The sequence below is a fragment of the Lawsonibacter asaccharolyticus genome (assembly GCF_022453915.1).
GTDB lineage: Bacteria > Bacillota > Clostridia > Oscillospirales > Oscillospiraceae > Lawsonibacter > Lawsonibacter asaccharolyticus.
Window position 1 is genome coordinate 1,915,806 of the sequence record NZ_CP091870.1, and the last position, 17,320, is coordinate 1,933,125.

12 protein-coding genes are annotated in these 17,320 nt (G+C 47.2%); 9 read left to right on the plus strand and 3 right to left on the minus strand.

Features of this window, described 5'->3' with window-relative positions; all coding sequences use genetic code 11:
• The 9 genes from L9O85_RS09195 (at position 1) to L9O85_RS15115 (ending at position 14,323) form a co-directional block, all read left to right on the plus strand.
• Positions 1-2,598 (plus strand): DrmE family protein, encoded by a 2,598-nt coding sequence (locus L9O85_RS09195; protein WP_301578472.1) that lies wholly within the window; start codon positions 1-3, stop codon positions 2,596-2,598.
• A gap of 11 nt (positions 2,599-2,609) precedes the next feature.
• Positions 2,610-4,352: a PhoH family protein gene (locus L9O85_RS09200; protein ID WP_301578473.1), complete on the plus strand. Its 1,743-nt coding sequence runs from the start codon at positions 2,610-2,612 to the stop codon at positions 4,350-4,352.
• A complete protein-coding gene (locus tag L9O85_RS09205) occupies positions 4,345-7,776 on the plus strand; it encodes a helicase-related protein (protein ID WP_301578474.1) in 3,432 nt (1,143 codons plus the stop codon). The genes L9O85_RS09200 and L9O85_RS09205 overlap by 8 nt, the downstream gene beginning before the upstream one ends.
• The gene (gene drmB, locus L9O85_RS09210) at positions 7,760-9,610 is read left to right on the plus strand and encodes a DUF1998 domain-containing protein (RefSeq protein ID WP_301578475.1); all 1,851 of its coding nucleotides are present in this window, start codon (positions 7,760-7,762) and stop codon (positions 9,608-9,610) included. The genes L9O85_RS09205 and drmB overlap by 17 nt, the downstream gene beginning before the upstream one ends.
• Positions 9,611-9,622: 12 nt before the next feature.
• Positions 9,623-10,642, plus strand: a complete 1,020-nt coding sequence (locus L9O85_RS09215) for a hypothetical protein (RefSeq protein WP_301578476.1) — start codon at positions 9,623-9,625, stop codon at positions 10,640-10,642.
• Between the two features lie 19 nt (positions 10,643-10,661).
• A complete protein-coding gene (locus L9O85_RS09220; RefSeq protein ID WP_301578477.1) occupies positions 10,662-11,102 on the plus strand; it encodes a very short patch repair endonuclease in 441 nt (146 codons plus the stop codon).
• Positions 11,103-11,157: 55 nt separating this feature from the next.
• Positions 11,158-11,865: a hypothetical protein gene (locus tag L9O85_RS09225; RefSeq protein WP_301578478.1), complete on the plus strand. Its 708-nt coding sequence runs from the start codon at positions 11,158-11,160 to the stop codon at positions 11,863-11,865.
• Positions 11,866-12,406: 541 nt separating this feature from the next.
• Complete coding sequence (gene tnpA / locus L9O85_RS09230) at positions 12,407-12,889, plus strand: IS200/IS605 family transposase (RefSeq protein ID WP_108981534.1); 483 nt, start codon at positions 12,407-12,409, stop codon at positions 12,887-12,889.
• Positions 12,890-13,984: 1,095 nt separating this feature from the next.
• Positions 13,985-14,323, plus strand: coding sequence for a helix-turn-helix domain-containing protein (locus L9O85_RS15115; RefSeq protein WP_337542111.1), 339 nt, complete (start codon positions 13,985-13,987; stop codon positions 14,321-14,323).
• Positions 14,324-14,684: 361 nt separating this feature from the next.
• Here L9O85_RS15115 and L9O85_RS09240 read toward each other — a convergent pair whose 3' ends face one another.
• The 3 genes from L9O85_RS09240 to L9O85_RS09250 form a co-directional block, all read right to left on the minus strand.
• The gene (locus L9O85_RS09240) at positions 14,685-15,326 is read right to left on the minus strand and encodes a hypothetical protein (protein WP_276756797.1); all 642 of its coding nucleotides are present in this window, start codon (positions 15,324-15,326) and stop codon (positions 14,685-14,687) included.
• A 444-nt stretch (positions 15,327-15,770) separates the two neighbouring features.
• Positions 15,771-17,000 (minus strand): tyrosine-type recombinase/integrase, encoded by a 1,230-nt coding sequence (locus L9O85_RS09245; protein WP_301578479.1) that lies wholly within the window; start codon positions 16,998-17,000, stop codon positions 15,771-15,773.
• A 55-nt stretch (positions 17,001-17,055) separates the two neighbouring features.
• Positions 17,056-17,274, minus strand: a complete 219-nt coding sequence (locus L9O85_RS09250; protein WP_008980528.1) for a helix-turn-helix domain-containing protein — start codon at positions 17,272-17,274, stop codon at positions 17,056-17,058.
• Positions 17,275-17,320 lie beyond the last annotated feature (46 nt).

Genomic DNA, 17,320 nt, shown 5'->3' on the forward strand with positions numbered 1-17,320 from the left:
ATGATGGAATGGCAAGACTATGTAGCACAACTGCTGTCACAGAAAAGCAGTTTCGACGGAATTAGTCTATCCTTTGAAGATAACGCTCATTCTGTGGGCATACCTCCTATTATCAAAGCCAGCGTTTTAATGCTTGATAAAATGATTGCACACCAGGGAAAATTCAACATTCTTGTTTTCCCGGAACGTATTCAGTCAATTTTTATCTTTACACTGATCAAGTTGCTGCACAATATAGCTGAAGGTAAAATCGAGCGTGCTTATGATCCTGAAGCGTTTAAACCTGGTGAAAAATTAAAACTTGGAAACGCTGTTGTTGAATTCGTCGGCATAGAAGGAAGAAACAGTGAACAAAGAATGCGGATTAAAGTCGTTGATAAAGGTACGCCGCTAATCATTGATGCTCCTATTGAAAACTTTCCGTTGTTTCAACTAACCAATACACAACGACGTTTGAGTACTTACAATCAATATATAGAAGAAAAGAGGAAGTTAGAAGATGTCTCTGGTTGCCTGACACCAGATGAAAAATTCCTAACATTGCTTTCTGATTACAGAACACACATGGATAGTTCTATCGTAAATATGACCTCGGTAATCAATGCCAAAGAATTGTTTTCTATTTGTAAGTTGTGTGGCCGCGATATTAAGGACATTCTTCTTATTGGGCATGCTGATTATGAGGGAAATGTCAGAAATATCGGTGCCGGGCAACTTGATGGTATTCCGGCCATTGTTCTTGCATCAGATTTATATGCAATAGCTGCACTGGCGGAACAAGGTCATCCTATTCAGTCCATTATTATTGACGGTTCCAATGCCAATACTCTGCTGAGTCAGATGGACGCACTTGATGAATTGATGCGTTTGGGTGTTCCAATCACATGCGTAACTGATATCGTTAACTCTTTTGATTTGCAACCATTCCTGGACAGGCAGTTTAATCTGTGGCGGTGGGATGAAACCAGCATTACGGATCGCCTTTATAATGTCAGCGCGCTGAGTTCTGACCGAAAAACCAAACACTGTGCAAAGCGGAAAGTTAAATATCTTGCGATGGACGGCAATGAAGTTAGTATTGCTATTCGCAAACTATATTCTCATCGGATAGAAGCACAAACGCAGTCCGCTCAAATGCTCAAATTGTTTGACGGGTTGTTTTCTCTCTCATTCATTGCCCTTCGCGAGACGGTCCCCTTTGTTGAAACTCAACTGTCCCAGCCAAGGCTTACTCTGGATGAGTGCGGGAGTATTCTTGCCTGTGAACGAAATTACCTCGCGCCTGAAACTTATGATGATTATGTCACAATTATAGATTGTTTGAAAAAAATCTTTACTAAGGGATACCCCCTCCCCAAACATGATGCTTTAGCCGACATATTGCAAAAGGGAAAATATAAAAGCCTCTGCATTGTTGTTCCAGAACGCTCTGAAAAAAAGCATGTACAGGAATACTGGCAGATGTGGTGTCGCAGGCAGCGGCTCATCACGCAGGTTTATGTTCTGTACCCGGCAGAGTATTATCCTGTGCAGGAGTCACAGTTTTCTGCAACAATCGTTGTCGGTTGGCTGAAGCGCGCTATTATGCGAAAAATCCTTTATGGTTTCAATACTCAAATATATACGGTTTTGCTGTATGACTACGAAAAACGCTGGAAGAACTACGATACAACAAAGTGGAATACAGCCCTTGACAGTTTTCAAAATCGACAGGCCATAGAAAAGTCTTTTAATACGGAAAAAATTCATGTGTCTACCAGCCGATTTACTCCGGTACAGCCTGTTCCGGAAGACACTCCGAAAACGGATGAGTTCGCTGAAATTGAAGTGGTTCTCCGGGAAAATAAATACCGCCAATATGTTGCCAGCGGCGGACAGAAAGCTGCAAATGAAACAACAGAAGCAATTCCCGTTAACTATGTAGGTGGTTACCTGGCGTTTTATCGTACCGGTCATAAGGTTATTTCAGCGACCAATATTATCATGAATGACGCTGACAAAATAGACTCTGTCCTGCCCGAACAATTAAAAGTGGGTGATTTTGTTGTTGTACGTGAAACCTCTAAAGACCTGATCCGTGAGATGGCGGATGTAATTTTAAACCGGTCAGGAAAGACTGAAATGCGGGAAATGGCAGGTAAGTGGAAAGAAGCTCTGGAAATTGAGACATTGTTTTATTCGGATGACGAAATCTATCAGCACTTGCAGGATGCCGGGTGTTCCAAAGGGCAACAGGCAGTACATGGTTGGATTCATGACGATGATGTTATTGCTCCACAAAGCAAGCAAGACTTGGAGTATATCGCTGTGGCGACTGGCAGCAGCGTCTTAAAGGAACTGCTGGATCAAGTATTTGATGCAGCGCAAATAGTCCGCAGCGCTCATGTTCAGGCTGGCAGAGTGTTATCAATGCAATTGAGAAACCGGATTGTTGAAGCATTAAAGGAGTATGGAGATATTGATCCTTTCAACATCTGGGAACCTATAGAAATGCAGGTTGATGGAATTGGGACGGTTCGTATCTTGAAGATCATTGATATTGGAACACCTGTAACAGTTGACATCGCAGATACCAACCGCCTTATTGGTGATGAGTAAGGAGTTTTGTTATGGCCATCATGATCCCTTCTGTGATTTCTCCGGAGGTGAAATCCAATGCAGAACGAAAAATTTTTGAATGGTTTCAAAATGCACCTGGAACAGACAAATGGATCGTCCTGCATTCTCTCGGAATTGCAACCCATAATAAAGTAATATACGGAGAAACAGACTTTCTTGTCCTTGCTCCCAAGCTGGGGATCTTTGCACTCGAAGTTAAAGGTGGCCGGGTCAGACGAGAGAATGGTATCTGGTATTTTACCAACAGATATGGCAAGACAAACAGCAAAGTCCGGGGGCCGTTTGACCAAGCCAGAGACGGAATTTTCAGTATTGTTGATGCAATGAAAAAACGTATCGACATTGAGCATCGTCATATTGAAAATGTGCTGTTCGGTTACGGCGTTATGTTTCCGGATATTGAATTTACTTCTACTGGAATTGAAGAAGAACAATGGCAGGTGTTTGACTCACGTGACGGTGTCAATGTAAAGCAATTTATTAAACGGCTTTCAGATGGCACCAAAGCTAAATGGGAGTCCCACTATGGTCCTGTCAACGATTCTAAACTCCCTGATTCTTCGGATGTCAGATATATGGCATCGCTTCTCCGTGGTGATTTTGATTGTACAGTCCCAATGAGTGCACAGCTCCGTAATGCAAGTGATGCACTGATTGCGCTGACAAAAGAACAATATCGTTGTCTTGACCAACTGGATGACAATCCAAGATGCCTTATTCAAGGTCCGGCAGGTACTGGGAAAACACTCCTTGCTATTGAGGAAGTTAAAAAGTCTGTTGCACGCGGTGAGAAAGTTGCATTGTTCTGTTTTAATGCCAATCTTGCAGATTGGCTAAGCAGTTACTTTGAAACCATGCCGGAGGCTGTGCGTCCTAAGTACATCGGGACATTCCATAAGTATATGACTCAGGTTGCCAGAAAGGCTGGCCTTCTGCCCATATATCCACAAGATTCGGATAAGATTCAGCAGTATTACCAGAGCGATCTTCCTGAAGCTGCAGCAATTGCGCTGTTGGATGGCGGTGAGCTGTATGACAAAATAGTTGTGGATGAAGCACAGGATCTGATACGGGACAGTTATTTGGAGGTTATGAGTACTTGTCTGGAAAAAGGCCTTTCCAGAGGTCGCTGGACGATGTTTGGAGATTTTTCCATGCAGGCAATTTATGCAGATGGTATGTCCGGTGCCGGGATGATAGAGAAGCTGGAAGATCAAACCGCTTTTATTCGTTTCAAACTAACAATAAACTGTAGAAATACAAAGCCAATCTGCAAAGAAATCGAAACTGTAACCGGCTTTAAGGCCCCACATAATCTATGGACCAAGGTTGATGGTCCTCCGGTACAGTACATTACTTGGTCTACAATGGAAAACCAGTGTAAAAAACTGCAGGCACTGCTTAAACAGCTGGCAGACGCACATATCAGCCCTGAGCAAATCACAATTTTGTCCCCCAAGCGAAGAGACGATTCTGTTGTTTCCATGCTTGACGGGTATCCGATAAAAGATTTTAAAGTGCCAATTGGAGTGAACACAACTTTTTGTACGATTCAGGCATACAAAGGCCTTGAAAATACCGTAATCATCCTGACGGATATTGAAAATTTTTCTTCAGATAAGCTGATGTATGTCGGTCTGAGTCGTGCATGCTCTGGTCTGTTCATTTTGGAGACAGATGCAGCCAAGAGAGAATACGATAATCTTTTGATGAGGAGGCTATTCAATGAGTGATACCCGGCGAGATCAATTGATTGATTATATTGAAAAAGAGTTTATTGGCCCGGATCCCATTGACTGGCCGGGTATGACGCAAAGCAATGGTGAGGAAATTCTAACGACCGATCCTCCCCGGACACGATACATTGCTGGCATTTTGTATCCGAGAGAGACGACGGATACGGATGTAGATACCCGAGAAGGAGAAAGTGAACCCGTAACAGGCCCTGAGGGTGAAGATCCTGGTGCTGAGCCGGCAAAGAAATCCAGAGCTACCCCTGAGTTTCTGGAAAATGCGGAAGAACTGATCAATCGATCCAATGCATACAGGCAATCGGCAATCAGCATCACTGTCGCAATCAAAAGCGAAGACAACGTCCGTGTGAAAGTATCGGCAGGTACATATACTACACTAACGGCTATTGATCCCAAAACCGAGCGAAAAGTTACAACATATCCCCGTACAGCGCTTTCTTGGGAAAATGACGGAAATCCGCTTATACTTCCCACCGCTGATAAAAGTTTGCGCAAGGAACCTATCGGGAATACGGGATTGCAATTTGACATTACATATCGCTATAGGGCCGGAAACAGCACAATCTATACCTTTACACTGGAAAACACCAAGGGGAAAAAGGGATCTTCCGTCAGAGACGATGAATGTTTCTTCCAAGTCAAATTTACATTGTTTTCCGAAAAAGGTTTTTCGCCGCTTTCTGAAGGACAGCGAATTACCGAAGATGAGGATTACCGTTCCAACCAGCTCTTGTATCGCGATATCCACAATTTCGCAATAGGACATGGCTGTGCTGCCGATTGGGAGGAATCTGATACCGTTGGATGGATTTCCACGGCTACTTTCCCCCGATATGATATTAAACCAATTGTCCCCAGCACGATTGACGGCGTATCTCTTGAGATGCTTAAAATGAGCCCTTATGGTAGTTTCTCCGAGACAGTCAGCGAGCTTCGCCTGATGTGCCAAAAGTACCGTGAGTGGATTAATGGACTTCGTATAATCCGCAAGAGTTTGTCACCCGAATATGCAATTACAGCAGACAGGCATATCCGTAACTGTGATATTTGCCTTTCCCGCATGGAAAAAGGCATCGATTTGCTGGAACAAAATGAAGAAGTGCGAACTGCGTTCCAATATATGAATCTGGCGATGCTGATGCAACAGCTTCACTATAATCTTCCGTTGCAGCGATGGGAAGATGATGGAATCAATGATATCCGTTTAATCAATCCGGTAAATCTTCCGGAAGTAACAAACAGCAATACATGGTATGGGGACAAAACACGCTATGGTAAATGGCGCCCATTTCAGCTTGCATTTGTATTGATGAATCTTCGCTCCATGTATGACCTTGATTGCAACGAGCGTGGTATTGTAGATTTAATCTGGTTTCCAACTGGCGGTGGTAAAACAGAAGCGTACCTTGGCCTGTCCGCATATACAATTTTTATTCGGCGCCTTTTGGACAAAGCGGACAAGGGAACTGCTATTCTTATGCGTTATACATTGCGCCTGCTGACCGCACAGCAGTATGAGCGGGCCTCCGCTATGATTTGTGCATGTGAGCTGCTTCGCAAGGAACACGAGGACCTGTTTGGAAAGAACAGGATTACTATCGGCCTTTGGGTTGGCGGCACGACGACGCCCAATCATATGGATGGTTCCGAAGGTGCTGTAAAAAAATTTGAAAAGCTCAAACAAGACGGCAAAGAGAATCCATTTGTCATACTAAAGTGCCCTTGGTGCGGCGCCCAAATGGGTGCAATTCAGCGTGGGAATATTTGGGAGATTGCCGGATATAAAAAAGTGATGGGCCCACACGGGAAAGCCAAAATTGTGTTCAGATGCCGAAATCGTAATTGCGACTTTTCAAAAGAAGACCTTCCCCTGTTTGTGGTAGACGATGCCATCTATGAATCAACGCCTACATTGTTACTGGGGACAGTGGACAAATTTGCCATGTTGCCATTCCGGCCAAAAGCACAGTGCCTTTTTGGCTATGAAAATGGTGAAAAGAAAACATCTCCAGACCTCATTATCCAGGATGAGCTTCACCTGATTTCCGGCCCTCTGGGTTCTATGGTTGGTCATTATGAAACTCTGATACATGAACTCTGTACAGTCAGGACTCCGTCTGGTGAAATCCATCCCAAAATAATTGCGTCCACAGCAACAATCAGCCGGGCCAAAGCTCAGTGCCACGCCTTGTATGGCTGCAAAGAAGACCATGTTTTCCAGTTCCCTCCTCCTGGCTTGGATGCCGGCAATTCTTTCTTTGCAAAAGAGGATCACGGGCAAAATGGACGGCGATATGTCGGCATTCTTGCGACGGGCTCATCTTCTGATGCAACAACTGCGATTCGCTTATTTGCAGCGTTGTTGTATGGGGCAAAGGCAATGAAAGTTGAAAAAGAATCTGACAGAGATCCCTATTGGACAAATATCGGATATTATAACAGCATCCGCGAACTCGGACAAGCTGCCACATGGATTCGGGCGGATATTGATCAGCATTTGGATGTCATGTATAAGCGCCGTTTTGATGATAAGCGCTATCCGACAAAGGAAGAATATCGCAAGTGCAGACGCTACATCTGGCGCGACGAAGAACTTACCAGTCGTATTTCCGGCAGTGAAGTTACTGCAAGCCTTGCCAATCTTGGAATTCGCTACTCCGGTGAAGAAGATGCAGCGGGCAAGGTTAAAGAACATCCTATCGATATATGCCTTGCAACAAACATGATTTCTGTTGGCCTTGATGTATCAAGGCTCGGCCTGATGACTGTTGCCGGTCAACCTAAAACAACTTCGGAATATATCCAGGCAACAAGCCGTGTCGGTCGAAATGCCACGGATGCTCCCGGTATTGTGTTTGTGCTTTACCGTCCAGGCCGCCCCCGGGATAAATCTCATTATGAACATTTCAAATCTTATCATTCCAGAGTATACTGCAGTGTCGAACCTACCAGTGTTACACCTTTTTCAGCACCTGTCCGCGAAAGAGCTCTGCATGCTATTATGATTGGAATGATGCGACTTGAAAATGACAGCCGTTTCAACGAAGATCCGCCTACCTATCCTGATAAAGAACTGCAGGGAAGAGTGCTCAACATTATCGAAAATCGCGTGGACGATATCGACAGCGAGGAACTGGATGCAACACTGAACCGGATTGAGTATATTCTCCAATGTTGGGAGGACTGGAATCCGAGAAAATGGGAGCCCGCAAAAAACCCAGACCGGTCTTATGCCGACCCGGTTCCCCTGATGTATTCTGCCGGCAGTCATCCCAATGAGGCATGGGGAGGCCGCGGTATAGAAACCCCAACTTCCATGCGAAGTGTGGATGCATCCTGTGAAGCCGAAGTTTTGACCAACAGATATACTGCGAAGGAGAGCGAAGATGGCATATTCAAATAAGCCAATGCGCCGAAGTGCTTTGATTGGCCCGTGGGGTGTGGGAGCAATTGTACCGTTCCCAAATGATGAATCGCTGATGATTGCCGGTCTCGATATGTGGCGCTATAATGATGCCATTCCGTTTATCATTAAGGATGAACGTCTGCAGCGCCGCTTGGGAGTACAGGAGCTTCGCTGGCCACCTGACTTCAGGGAAAAGAACGCAGATCCCCAAAACTGTTTTTTGAAAATTCCTGCTGTACGATTCCCAACATGGCACTATTGTCCATTCTGCGGTACGATGCAAAAAACAACATTCTATCAACAACAGCCCGAGTGTGATTGCTATCAGTGGCCCAATGGTCGTAAATGTAATCCATCATTCCGACACAAAAGAAAGCTGATTCCTGAACGATTCATTGTCATCTGCCCTGATGGGCATATTGATGATTTTCCTGTAGCGGAATGGCTTCATCATGGCAGCGGGCATACATATGTCCCCATTGAAAATGGCGGAAAATGCAAAATTAGAAGAAGCACCGGGGGTGCCTCTGCATCATTAAGTGGTGTTTTCTACGAGTGTGCTTGTGGCGCTAAAAAATCCATCGCAGGTGCCACCATGCCAGGAGCACTTGCAAAGATTGGCTATAAATGCAAGGGGGCAAAGCCTTGGTTGGGGATGGATGCTGACCAGGACCATCCCTGCGGAAATGCTGAAATTCGTGTGGTTCTCCGCGGTGCTACTAATGTATGGTTTGCAGATACAAGAAGTTCTATTTACATTCCTACCGATGATGAGCAGACTGCGAAGAAGATCATTGCTATTTTGGATGAGTTTTTCGAAATACTTAACTCATCACGGGTAGATGGAGAATGGAACCGTGGGTTCATTAACATTCTGGCTGAGCGGAACCATGTTGATCCGGATGAACTATATAATGCTTTTGCCCGCCGGGCTGAAGGCTTGGAAGGACTGCCTGATGTCACAGAGGACATGACCGAAGATGCTTACCGCTTGGCTGAATACAACGTTCTCATCAAGAGCAGTGGAAGCGATGCACAGCCATTCCATTCCCAAAACTATCCGATTGCATTTTATGATCCAAGCATAAGCAAATATTTTAAGAGCATTTCCCTTGTGCACAAATTGCAAGAGACCCGTGCGTTTGTTGGTTTTTCCCGCGCCGAGCCAAAAGAACTGCCAATTTCTGAGCGCAAAAAAATGCTTCGGATTGGTGATGACAACTGGTTGCCCGCGATTCGGGTACAGGGTGAAGGTATTTTCTTTGAGTTTAACAAATCTGAGGTGGAAAATTGGGCAAAACAGCCTGCTGTTGTGGAAAGGCTGAAGAACCTGCAGACCGCCTACAAGAAATCCCGTTTTGGAGCTAATTCTTCAGGTAATTTACGGCCTGAATTCGTACTGATTCACACATTTGCTCACTTGCTCATTAACCAACTCAGTTTTGAATGTGGCTATGGTAGTTCCTCTATTCGCGAGCGCATTTACTGCGAAAAGACTGATAATGAATACGGAATGTATGGCGTCTTGATTTACACGGCGTCCGGTGATTCTGAGGGTTCTCTTGGTGGCTTGGTTCGGCAAGGTACAAAAGGACACATTGAAGATACTGTTCGGGATGCAATCAGAAATGCAGCATGGTGCTCTTCTGATCCGGTTTGTATTCAGTCTTTGGGGCAAGGTCCGGAATCCTGTAATCTGGCTGCATGCCACAATTGTGCTTTGCTTCCTGAAACCTGTTGTGAGTGTGGTAACAGGTTATTGGACCGTGGCACAGTTGTTGGCACCTTGGATGATAAATCTATCGGATTTTTTGCAGAAATTCTGGAGTGATGAGGTGGAAGTATGCTTGTTGTCCTGTCACAAAAAGTAGATAGTGCATCTTCCTATGCAGATGAACTGTTCCGCTCATACCACTACCCTGCAAAGTATAAAAATCAACTTCATAAAGGCGATATTTTTATTTACTACCAAGGAAATCGCTACGACAAAAGCCAGCGGTATTATTTTGGGATGGGAACTGTCAATGAAATCCTGACTGCAGATGGTGAAAACTATTACGCCAAATTGGTTGATTGCCAGAGATTTGAAAAAAAAGTACCGATTTATCTCCCGGATGGCGGATATATAGAGCAACTTGGATTTGAAACTGTTCGTAAAAGTATTAATCCACCTTGGCAGAGTTCTATTCGGCCGTTGTCCCAAGAGGCATACGATTATATATTGAGCGCTGCTGGCATTCAGCTTTCTCCGGAAGCTGCAGAGCGGGACTCAGTTGATATGCTAAAAGATAAATTAAAGCTTGCGGTAAAAGATTTTTATGTTGAGGGTAACACTTCCGCAATACATCGTATTGAAAGCATCGCGTCTGCCATAGGAAAAGCAATGTCGGACAAGGAAATAGAGAAGGTTCGCACTAAAGATACTCAGCACGCTGATACAGTAATTTATGTTAAAAAGCTCTCCAGTCTTCTTGATTACTGTAAATCCATGAAGATGTCATATTCGTATAAGCCTATTCTGATCCTGGCACTTCTCCACTTTGGGGATAAAAATGGCTGCATTACTATTCAGGAGGCCGCGACGTTTTTCCGCAGATATTACGCAGACAGAAAAGCACACGGTTTGCCAGTCGAAAAGAAGCCGTGTATTTATCTGAGAGATGATGTAACCGATAAGCAGATAATCACAAACCTTATTGCCAATCCCGTGAAGGCCTTGATTGAAAGCGGCTATTTTTTCTATAATGAAAAGTCTCAACTATTCTCTGTTTCGCCAGGTCTTTGGGGAGAAATTGATAGCTCCGGCAAGTCTATGATTACAAAAATATGTCATCAAAAGCTAAGAGACTATTATGATGACTGATTGAAACGGAGGGATTATTATGGCGGATGTACATTCGTCCGAAACTCGAAGCTATAATATGTCCCGTATCCGGAACAAGGATACCAAGCCCGAAGAGCTTGTCCGAAAGTATCTCTTTTCCAAAGGGTTCCGCTATAGGAAAAACGATGCTCGGCTTCCAGGGAAACCGGACATCGTTCTTCCCAAATATAAAGCGGTGGTTTTTGTAAACGGATGCTTCTGGCACGGGCATACGGGCTGCCGCTACTTTGTATGGCCTAAAAACAATTCGGAGTTTTGGAGGGAAAAGATAATCGGTAATATAGCCCGAGATCAAAAAAACTACGAATTGCTCCGAGAGCTTGGATGGCATGTTTTTGTAATATGGGAATGTGAGTTAAAACGTTCTGTTATGGAAAAAACTTTGGATTCTCTGATTAATAATATAAAACAAGGTCTGCAAAGTGCGACTAATCTGTAAGCATGTTTTGTACCCAAACAAATGCTGCCTTATGTGGCAAAAGGAGATAATTCTTATGGCGACCATTCGATGCCCGCACTGCGGCAGTCCTGTGATGATCCGGGGCAGCCGGTGGGAGTGCGGCTGGTGCGGCGATTTTGGCAGCATTTCCTCGCTCCATCCCTCGGAGAAAGCCAAGTTGATGCAGGCAGCCTCACCCACTATCCAGGTCACTGTTACGGTGACAGATACCTCCGCCGAGGAGGCTCCACGCAGTTTTTCCCGGACCGAACTGGAAGATATGGTGCGCCGGTGGGATTTTTCCGAAAATGAGTGGGCCTGCCGGGATCTTCTCATTGCCGCCTTTCCCCAGGCGGCCAGCCACTGGTCCGAGGCAGAATTGGCGGAGATGCACACCATGGACCTCCTGGTGGAGACTGCACGGCGTGACCCCCAGACCACCCTTGAGATGGCGAAACTGCTGCTCAGCACGGCGGAGGAACACCTCCAGAGCGAGGAGGCGGCCAATCAGCTGCTGGGCTGGGATCTGTATGACTTGCTGTCCAGCGACGATATGCTGCCGCTGTTGGTGGAGGAGCTGAAGTGGGATGACCGCCTGGCCCGCCAGTTGTTCCAGAGCGCCTATGTGGACCGGCCTCAGGAGACGATCCTGAATGCCTGCGGCCGTTTGGGTGAAAAGGAACTGCAGCGGAAGTTGCTGGAACTCCTGAACTGCAACCCCTTCCCACATGACAAGATCGAGTTGGAATCGGACGAGGAGTAACAGGGACTGTTTCACCGGCCTGTATTCTTTGTATAGGCGTGCTAAAAACTGATACGCCTGAGAGTCAGAAATGACTTGCTTTCAGGCTTTGCCAGAGTTACAATACCCCAGACCCGAACATGAAAAAGAGCCCTTCTGGACAGGCGGCGGCAGCGAATGTCGCGCCTGGTCAAGAAGGGCTCTTTGACCACATGTTTGACCACAGACAGCGTTGGAGCACCCGGAAACAGTGGAATTAAGAGCGGCAAAGAGTGAGCGGAATGTAGCGGAAATGGTTAAAAACTATTAGAAAGTACCAGAAAAAATTTAGTTCAACCGTTTGGGAGCAGGATGCCGCAGGTTCGAATCCTGTCACTCGGACCACCTTTCTTAGAAAAACCGCCTGTTTAGGCGGTTTTTCTTCGTTTTGTAAAACGGCAACCACGGGCTATGCCCGTGGCTCCAAAAAGGGTATGCCTATACGTAGAAAAGATAAACCTCCTTCGGTAGAATGAGAGTGGTTGGCCGACCGCATCTCAAAAACGAAGGAGGAATATCAGTGATAAAGAAAAAAGAAGAAACAGACAGCTTGGCCCACACAAAATGGAACTGTAAGTATCATATAGTCTTCGCCCCAAAATATCGAAGACAAGTGATATATGGGCAGATTCGATCGGATATCGGGGTGATTATTCGGAAACTGTGCGAGTATAAAGGTGTGGAAATCATAGAGGCAGAGGCTTGTCCGGATCATATCCATATGCTCGTAAGTATACCACCGAAGTATAGTGTATCACAGTTTATGGGATATCTCAAAGGAAAAAGTTCACTGATGATATTCGATCGACATGCGAATTTGAAGTATAAGTATGGAAATCGACAGTTCTGGTGTAAGGGATATTACGTGGATACGGTGGGAAGAAACAAAAAAGCCATTGCGGAGTATATCCGAAATCAGCTCCAGGAAGACAAAATAAGCGACCAGCTCACAATCAAAGAATACTATGACCCGTTTACGGGTGAGCCGGTTAATAAGAGCAAGTAAGAGCAGCCCCACTTGGTGGGGCCGCTCGTAAGAGAATGCGGTCGGCAGACCGTTTCACCGCGCCTTGAGGCGCGGCCAATACTAGACCCTTATAGGGTCAGTGCAGGCCACCCGTTTTACGGGTGGTCCTGACTTTGTTCTGGTTTTTGTGTTTAAGGCGATTGCTGTTCAGCGGTGGTTTCAGGGGAAGAAAAGCGACTGGAGCATGAGTAAGGATAGCCGCTGAAACTGACAAATCCCTAACTCATCCCTAACAGGAAAATTTCCGCATTTTCGCCGTTTCTATCAGCGCCGTTGTCGGCGACTCCTGATCGTATGTCTACGCTGTGTAGGTCGTGAAGCAGGATCCCTCCTGCTATAAGTCAATCTTTGACCTATCTTAAATTCAATAGAGCGTCCACCAGTATTCGAACACTTTGCGATACTGGTTGCCCTTCTTTGATAGGCCGAAATACTTACGGACCTTTCGATTGGATCTTCGCTTCAGATACTGTTGACGATCGCTGGACTTCATATACTGAATATGCAGTCCGGAATGAAGTAACGTTCTTAATCTCTCATAGTCTCCCATGATATACCCCATGTTTGGTGCATACCTGCTGTGTTGAATGAGAAACAGAAGATGGTCTGAGTGCCTGACACACTGGGTGCGGCGATATTGGCGACCGGAACGTCGGCCGCATCCAGGCTCGTTTTTAGTAGATTCCAAGATCTCGGTGATCCGCTTGTTTAACTCTTGCTCTGTCATAAATCTTCCTGCTCTGTACGGTCCGGGTGATAGGGTTGACCCCGTGCCAGGAGCCACGCTGTTTCGCGTGGTATTCCCGCCGGGCTTTCTTACTGCGTTTGTCCAATGGAATCAACTGCGTCACAGCTGATCATCTCCTTCTTTTTGTCTTGGTGTGATCACCCCAGAGGGCATAGCGCAGCAATAGCTGGCTGATATACTGATGGCACCGTGAATGTTCCCATAGTAGACTCCTCTATAACGATTTCATTACAAATGGCAAAGATCACTTGCTATTTCAGAGCACATCAGGTATGCTAAGATACTCCGCTGAAGCGGAGACATCCTGATGAATGGAGGCGATCCATATGTCCATGATTCAGTTTCCTGTCATCGATCCTGTGGCTACCGGGGCGAATATCTGCCGACTCCGGAAGGATCGCGGCCTGACAGTCCGAGATCTCCAGCACTATTTCGGATTTGAGGAGCCGCAAGCCATCTACAAATGGCAACGGGGCCAGAGCCTTCCCAGTGTAGATAACCTCTATGCACTGAGCGCTTTGCTCCAGGTGCCGATGAACGAGATCATCATCTCCACTTCTCATATTGTTTCTTTGGAGCAGCAGGCAGTCGCCTGCTGCTCAGGTCTTTTTATGTGGAAATTTCTTCAGGTACAGTGGGCATGGCAGAATTTCAAAACCGCTTAGATCCTTATCCGCCTGTGACCATAGGCCTGCCGCGATCCTACTGGACGACTGCAGCCCTTGCGTGAACAAGCGACTTCATAAATAGAATATCACGCCATTATGGCAAGTATCAGAGAAGCATAAGGTCGAATTCTGCTTTTGACAATGGATATGTGTTAGAAATGGCAGTATTTCGGTGGACGAGGATGGAGGCGACTGACGAGCCTTTCACAATGAGTTATGAGCTCATGTTGCATTCATCAGATGCAGTCCATTCTTTGCCGGGGAGTGCGCAGCATCATAATTCATCTGCGCCTGAACCGATCATCACCGCCTATCCATTCTGCCACGCCCACCACACCTGAAGGTGTGGTGGCGGCATTTATGCAGCCGTGCTCTTTTCGATGAAGTCGCTGAGGATATCCTCAAAGCTATCATTCATGTCAAATGGCGGCTCATAGGATACCTCGGTGTTGACCAGACACTTATCCAGGGACATGGAGATCTCGTCGGCCTTCTTGCTGAGCGCCGTAGCCATGCCCCGGATCTTGTTCCGGTCAAAGTCGATGGTGGTGACCTGCGTGGCATCACATCGGTAGGAGACCTGGTTTCCCTCGCCGTTGAATCGGAAGCCGGAGCCTCCGCCGGCAATGGTCTTTTCGCTGTTGCGAAGCATGGCCATGTGGCGGAATACCTCAGCCAGGTCCTGACGCTGCCGGTTCAGGCCCACCTCGCTGTCCATATCCAAATCCAAAGAGTTCTTGGCAGTATGGATAGCCCGACACAATTTCTCCCGCTCCTCCAGCAGGGACATGAGGAAGGCGGCTACCCCGTTGGCATGGCCGGCATACTCACTGGGAGCAGCTTCCTCCACTACAGCATCCTGGGTATCGGACATGACCTTGCTCCGAAGATGTGTTGTCTTGACCTTGACGATATTGCGCCGATCCTCAAGAATGGCAGTGGCCTCACACATCAGAGCTTTCAGCTTATTCTGAAATCGAAACGCATCTTTCATATTCATGGATCATACCTCCTCATATCACTCCCCGGCGGAACAATTCGATGGGTCAAGCATACTCCAAACTCGATCAGTTGTCATTGAACTGCTGGTTGAATATGGACAGGCATGCTTTTTATGCTTGCCTGTGATAAACAAGGAAGTGGACTTTATTGCTACTAATGCAGAGGAGAAACGGTATATCCAAGCGACCGAGTCCATAAATAAGCCGACCACCCGCGAGCGGGAACTGGCTCCACCGCGCATAATCCGGGACAACTACGCGCTTTTGTTATGCCCTCTTTTATGGTGTATGGGTTTATTAAAACCGCCTCCGGGATGAAAACCGGAGACGGCTGTATTTGGGTGTCTTATCTCAATGAGATCAAGCATAAGCTGGACTTTTTCGACAAGTTGTGAGTACATCCTTTCCGGATGCATTCTGACTTTCCATATGGAGATCCCCGGTTATCCCACTCTCTCGAACGGTATCACCTTGCACCGGCTCTCCTCCGTCGGATTAGGCGGCTCAGGTTCCGGTTTAGCCGTGGCCGTTTCTATGAAGCCGCCGATCTTTTCCGCCGCACCTCTCTGCATATCGTTGGTAATGTGCGTATAGGTGTCCAGGGTAAACCCGGCGCTATAGTGGCCCAGCATACTGGACAGGGTCTTTATATCCACGCCGCTGGAGAGGGCCATGGTGGCGAAAGTATGGCGCAGATCATGGAAGCGAACATGCTCCTCAATGCCCGCCTTCGCCAGCAGCTTCCGGTTAATCCTGGACACCGCATCCGGGCTCCAATAGCCGCCGGTGCGGGGCGACGGGAACAGGATGGGGTTATCCGGGTGCTGTTCATGCTCCTTCACCAGCATATCCACGGCCTGCTGGGACATCGCCACCTTGCGGACAGAGTTCTTGGTTTTCGGCTCCGTCACCACCAGCTCCCCATCGATGCGAGTGACCTGCTTGCTCACCGAGAGGATGCGATCCCTCACATTCAGGTCGTCCCACCGGAGGGCCAGCAGTTCCCCCCGCCGCAGGCCGCTGGACAGTTCCAGGAAGAACATGGGCAGGACGCCGTACTTCTCCGCCTCGCTAAGGTACACCCCCAGCTTCTCCGGCGGGATGATGGTCATCTCCTTTTTCTCCTTGGGCGGAATGCGGCAGTTGTCGCAGGGGTTGTACGGAATGATCCGCTCCTTGACCGCCTGCTTCAGTGCCGAGGACAGCACCATGTGGATGCGCCGCACTGTGCTTCCAGACAGGGCCGTGTCGGTCTTTTTCTCGAACCGCTGCACCCGTCCGCTGGTCTTGGAATCGTTGTACATCTTCTGGATCTGGATGGCGGTGAGCCGTTTGAGCTTAACTCCTCCGATGGCCGGTACGATGTGGTTTTCGATCATGTTCTCATAGGTCTTTGCGGTGTTGGGGCGGATCACAGGCTTGCTGTAGGTTTCAAACCACAGCCGGCACCACTCCGCCACAGTGTAGTCCTCGTTGTGGTTCACCGGGATGCCCCGGTTGTCCCGGATGGCCTTTGCCAGTTTCTCTTTGCATTCGGCCTGCGTCCTGGCAGACACGCTTTTCTGAATGGCGCGGCCGGTGTTGGGGTCGATGCCTTGAGTGTATCGGCCCTCCCAGCGGCCGTTGGGCTTCTTTCGAATGCTGCCCTCGCCGTTTGCTCGTTTCTTTGCCATTGTTCATCCCTCCTTGGCAACACAAACAAATACCACAGAATCTTTGGAATAGCCACTAAAATATTTCCGTCTTTTTGGCCGCCTGCTCATCGATCCACGCCATGAACTTATCACGGGGGACAATGATCCGGCTGCCCAGGGTGATGGTGGGGAAATCCTGCCGGTGGGCTACCTCGTAGGCGTGGGCCAGCCCGATACCCAGCACATCGGCCACATCCTGCACGGTCAGCATCAGGGGCAGTTCATTGAAAGAGTTGTATTTGGATCGTTTCATTGGATTCCTTTCTACCCTTCTGCCAGAAGGGATTTTATTCTTTGTT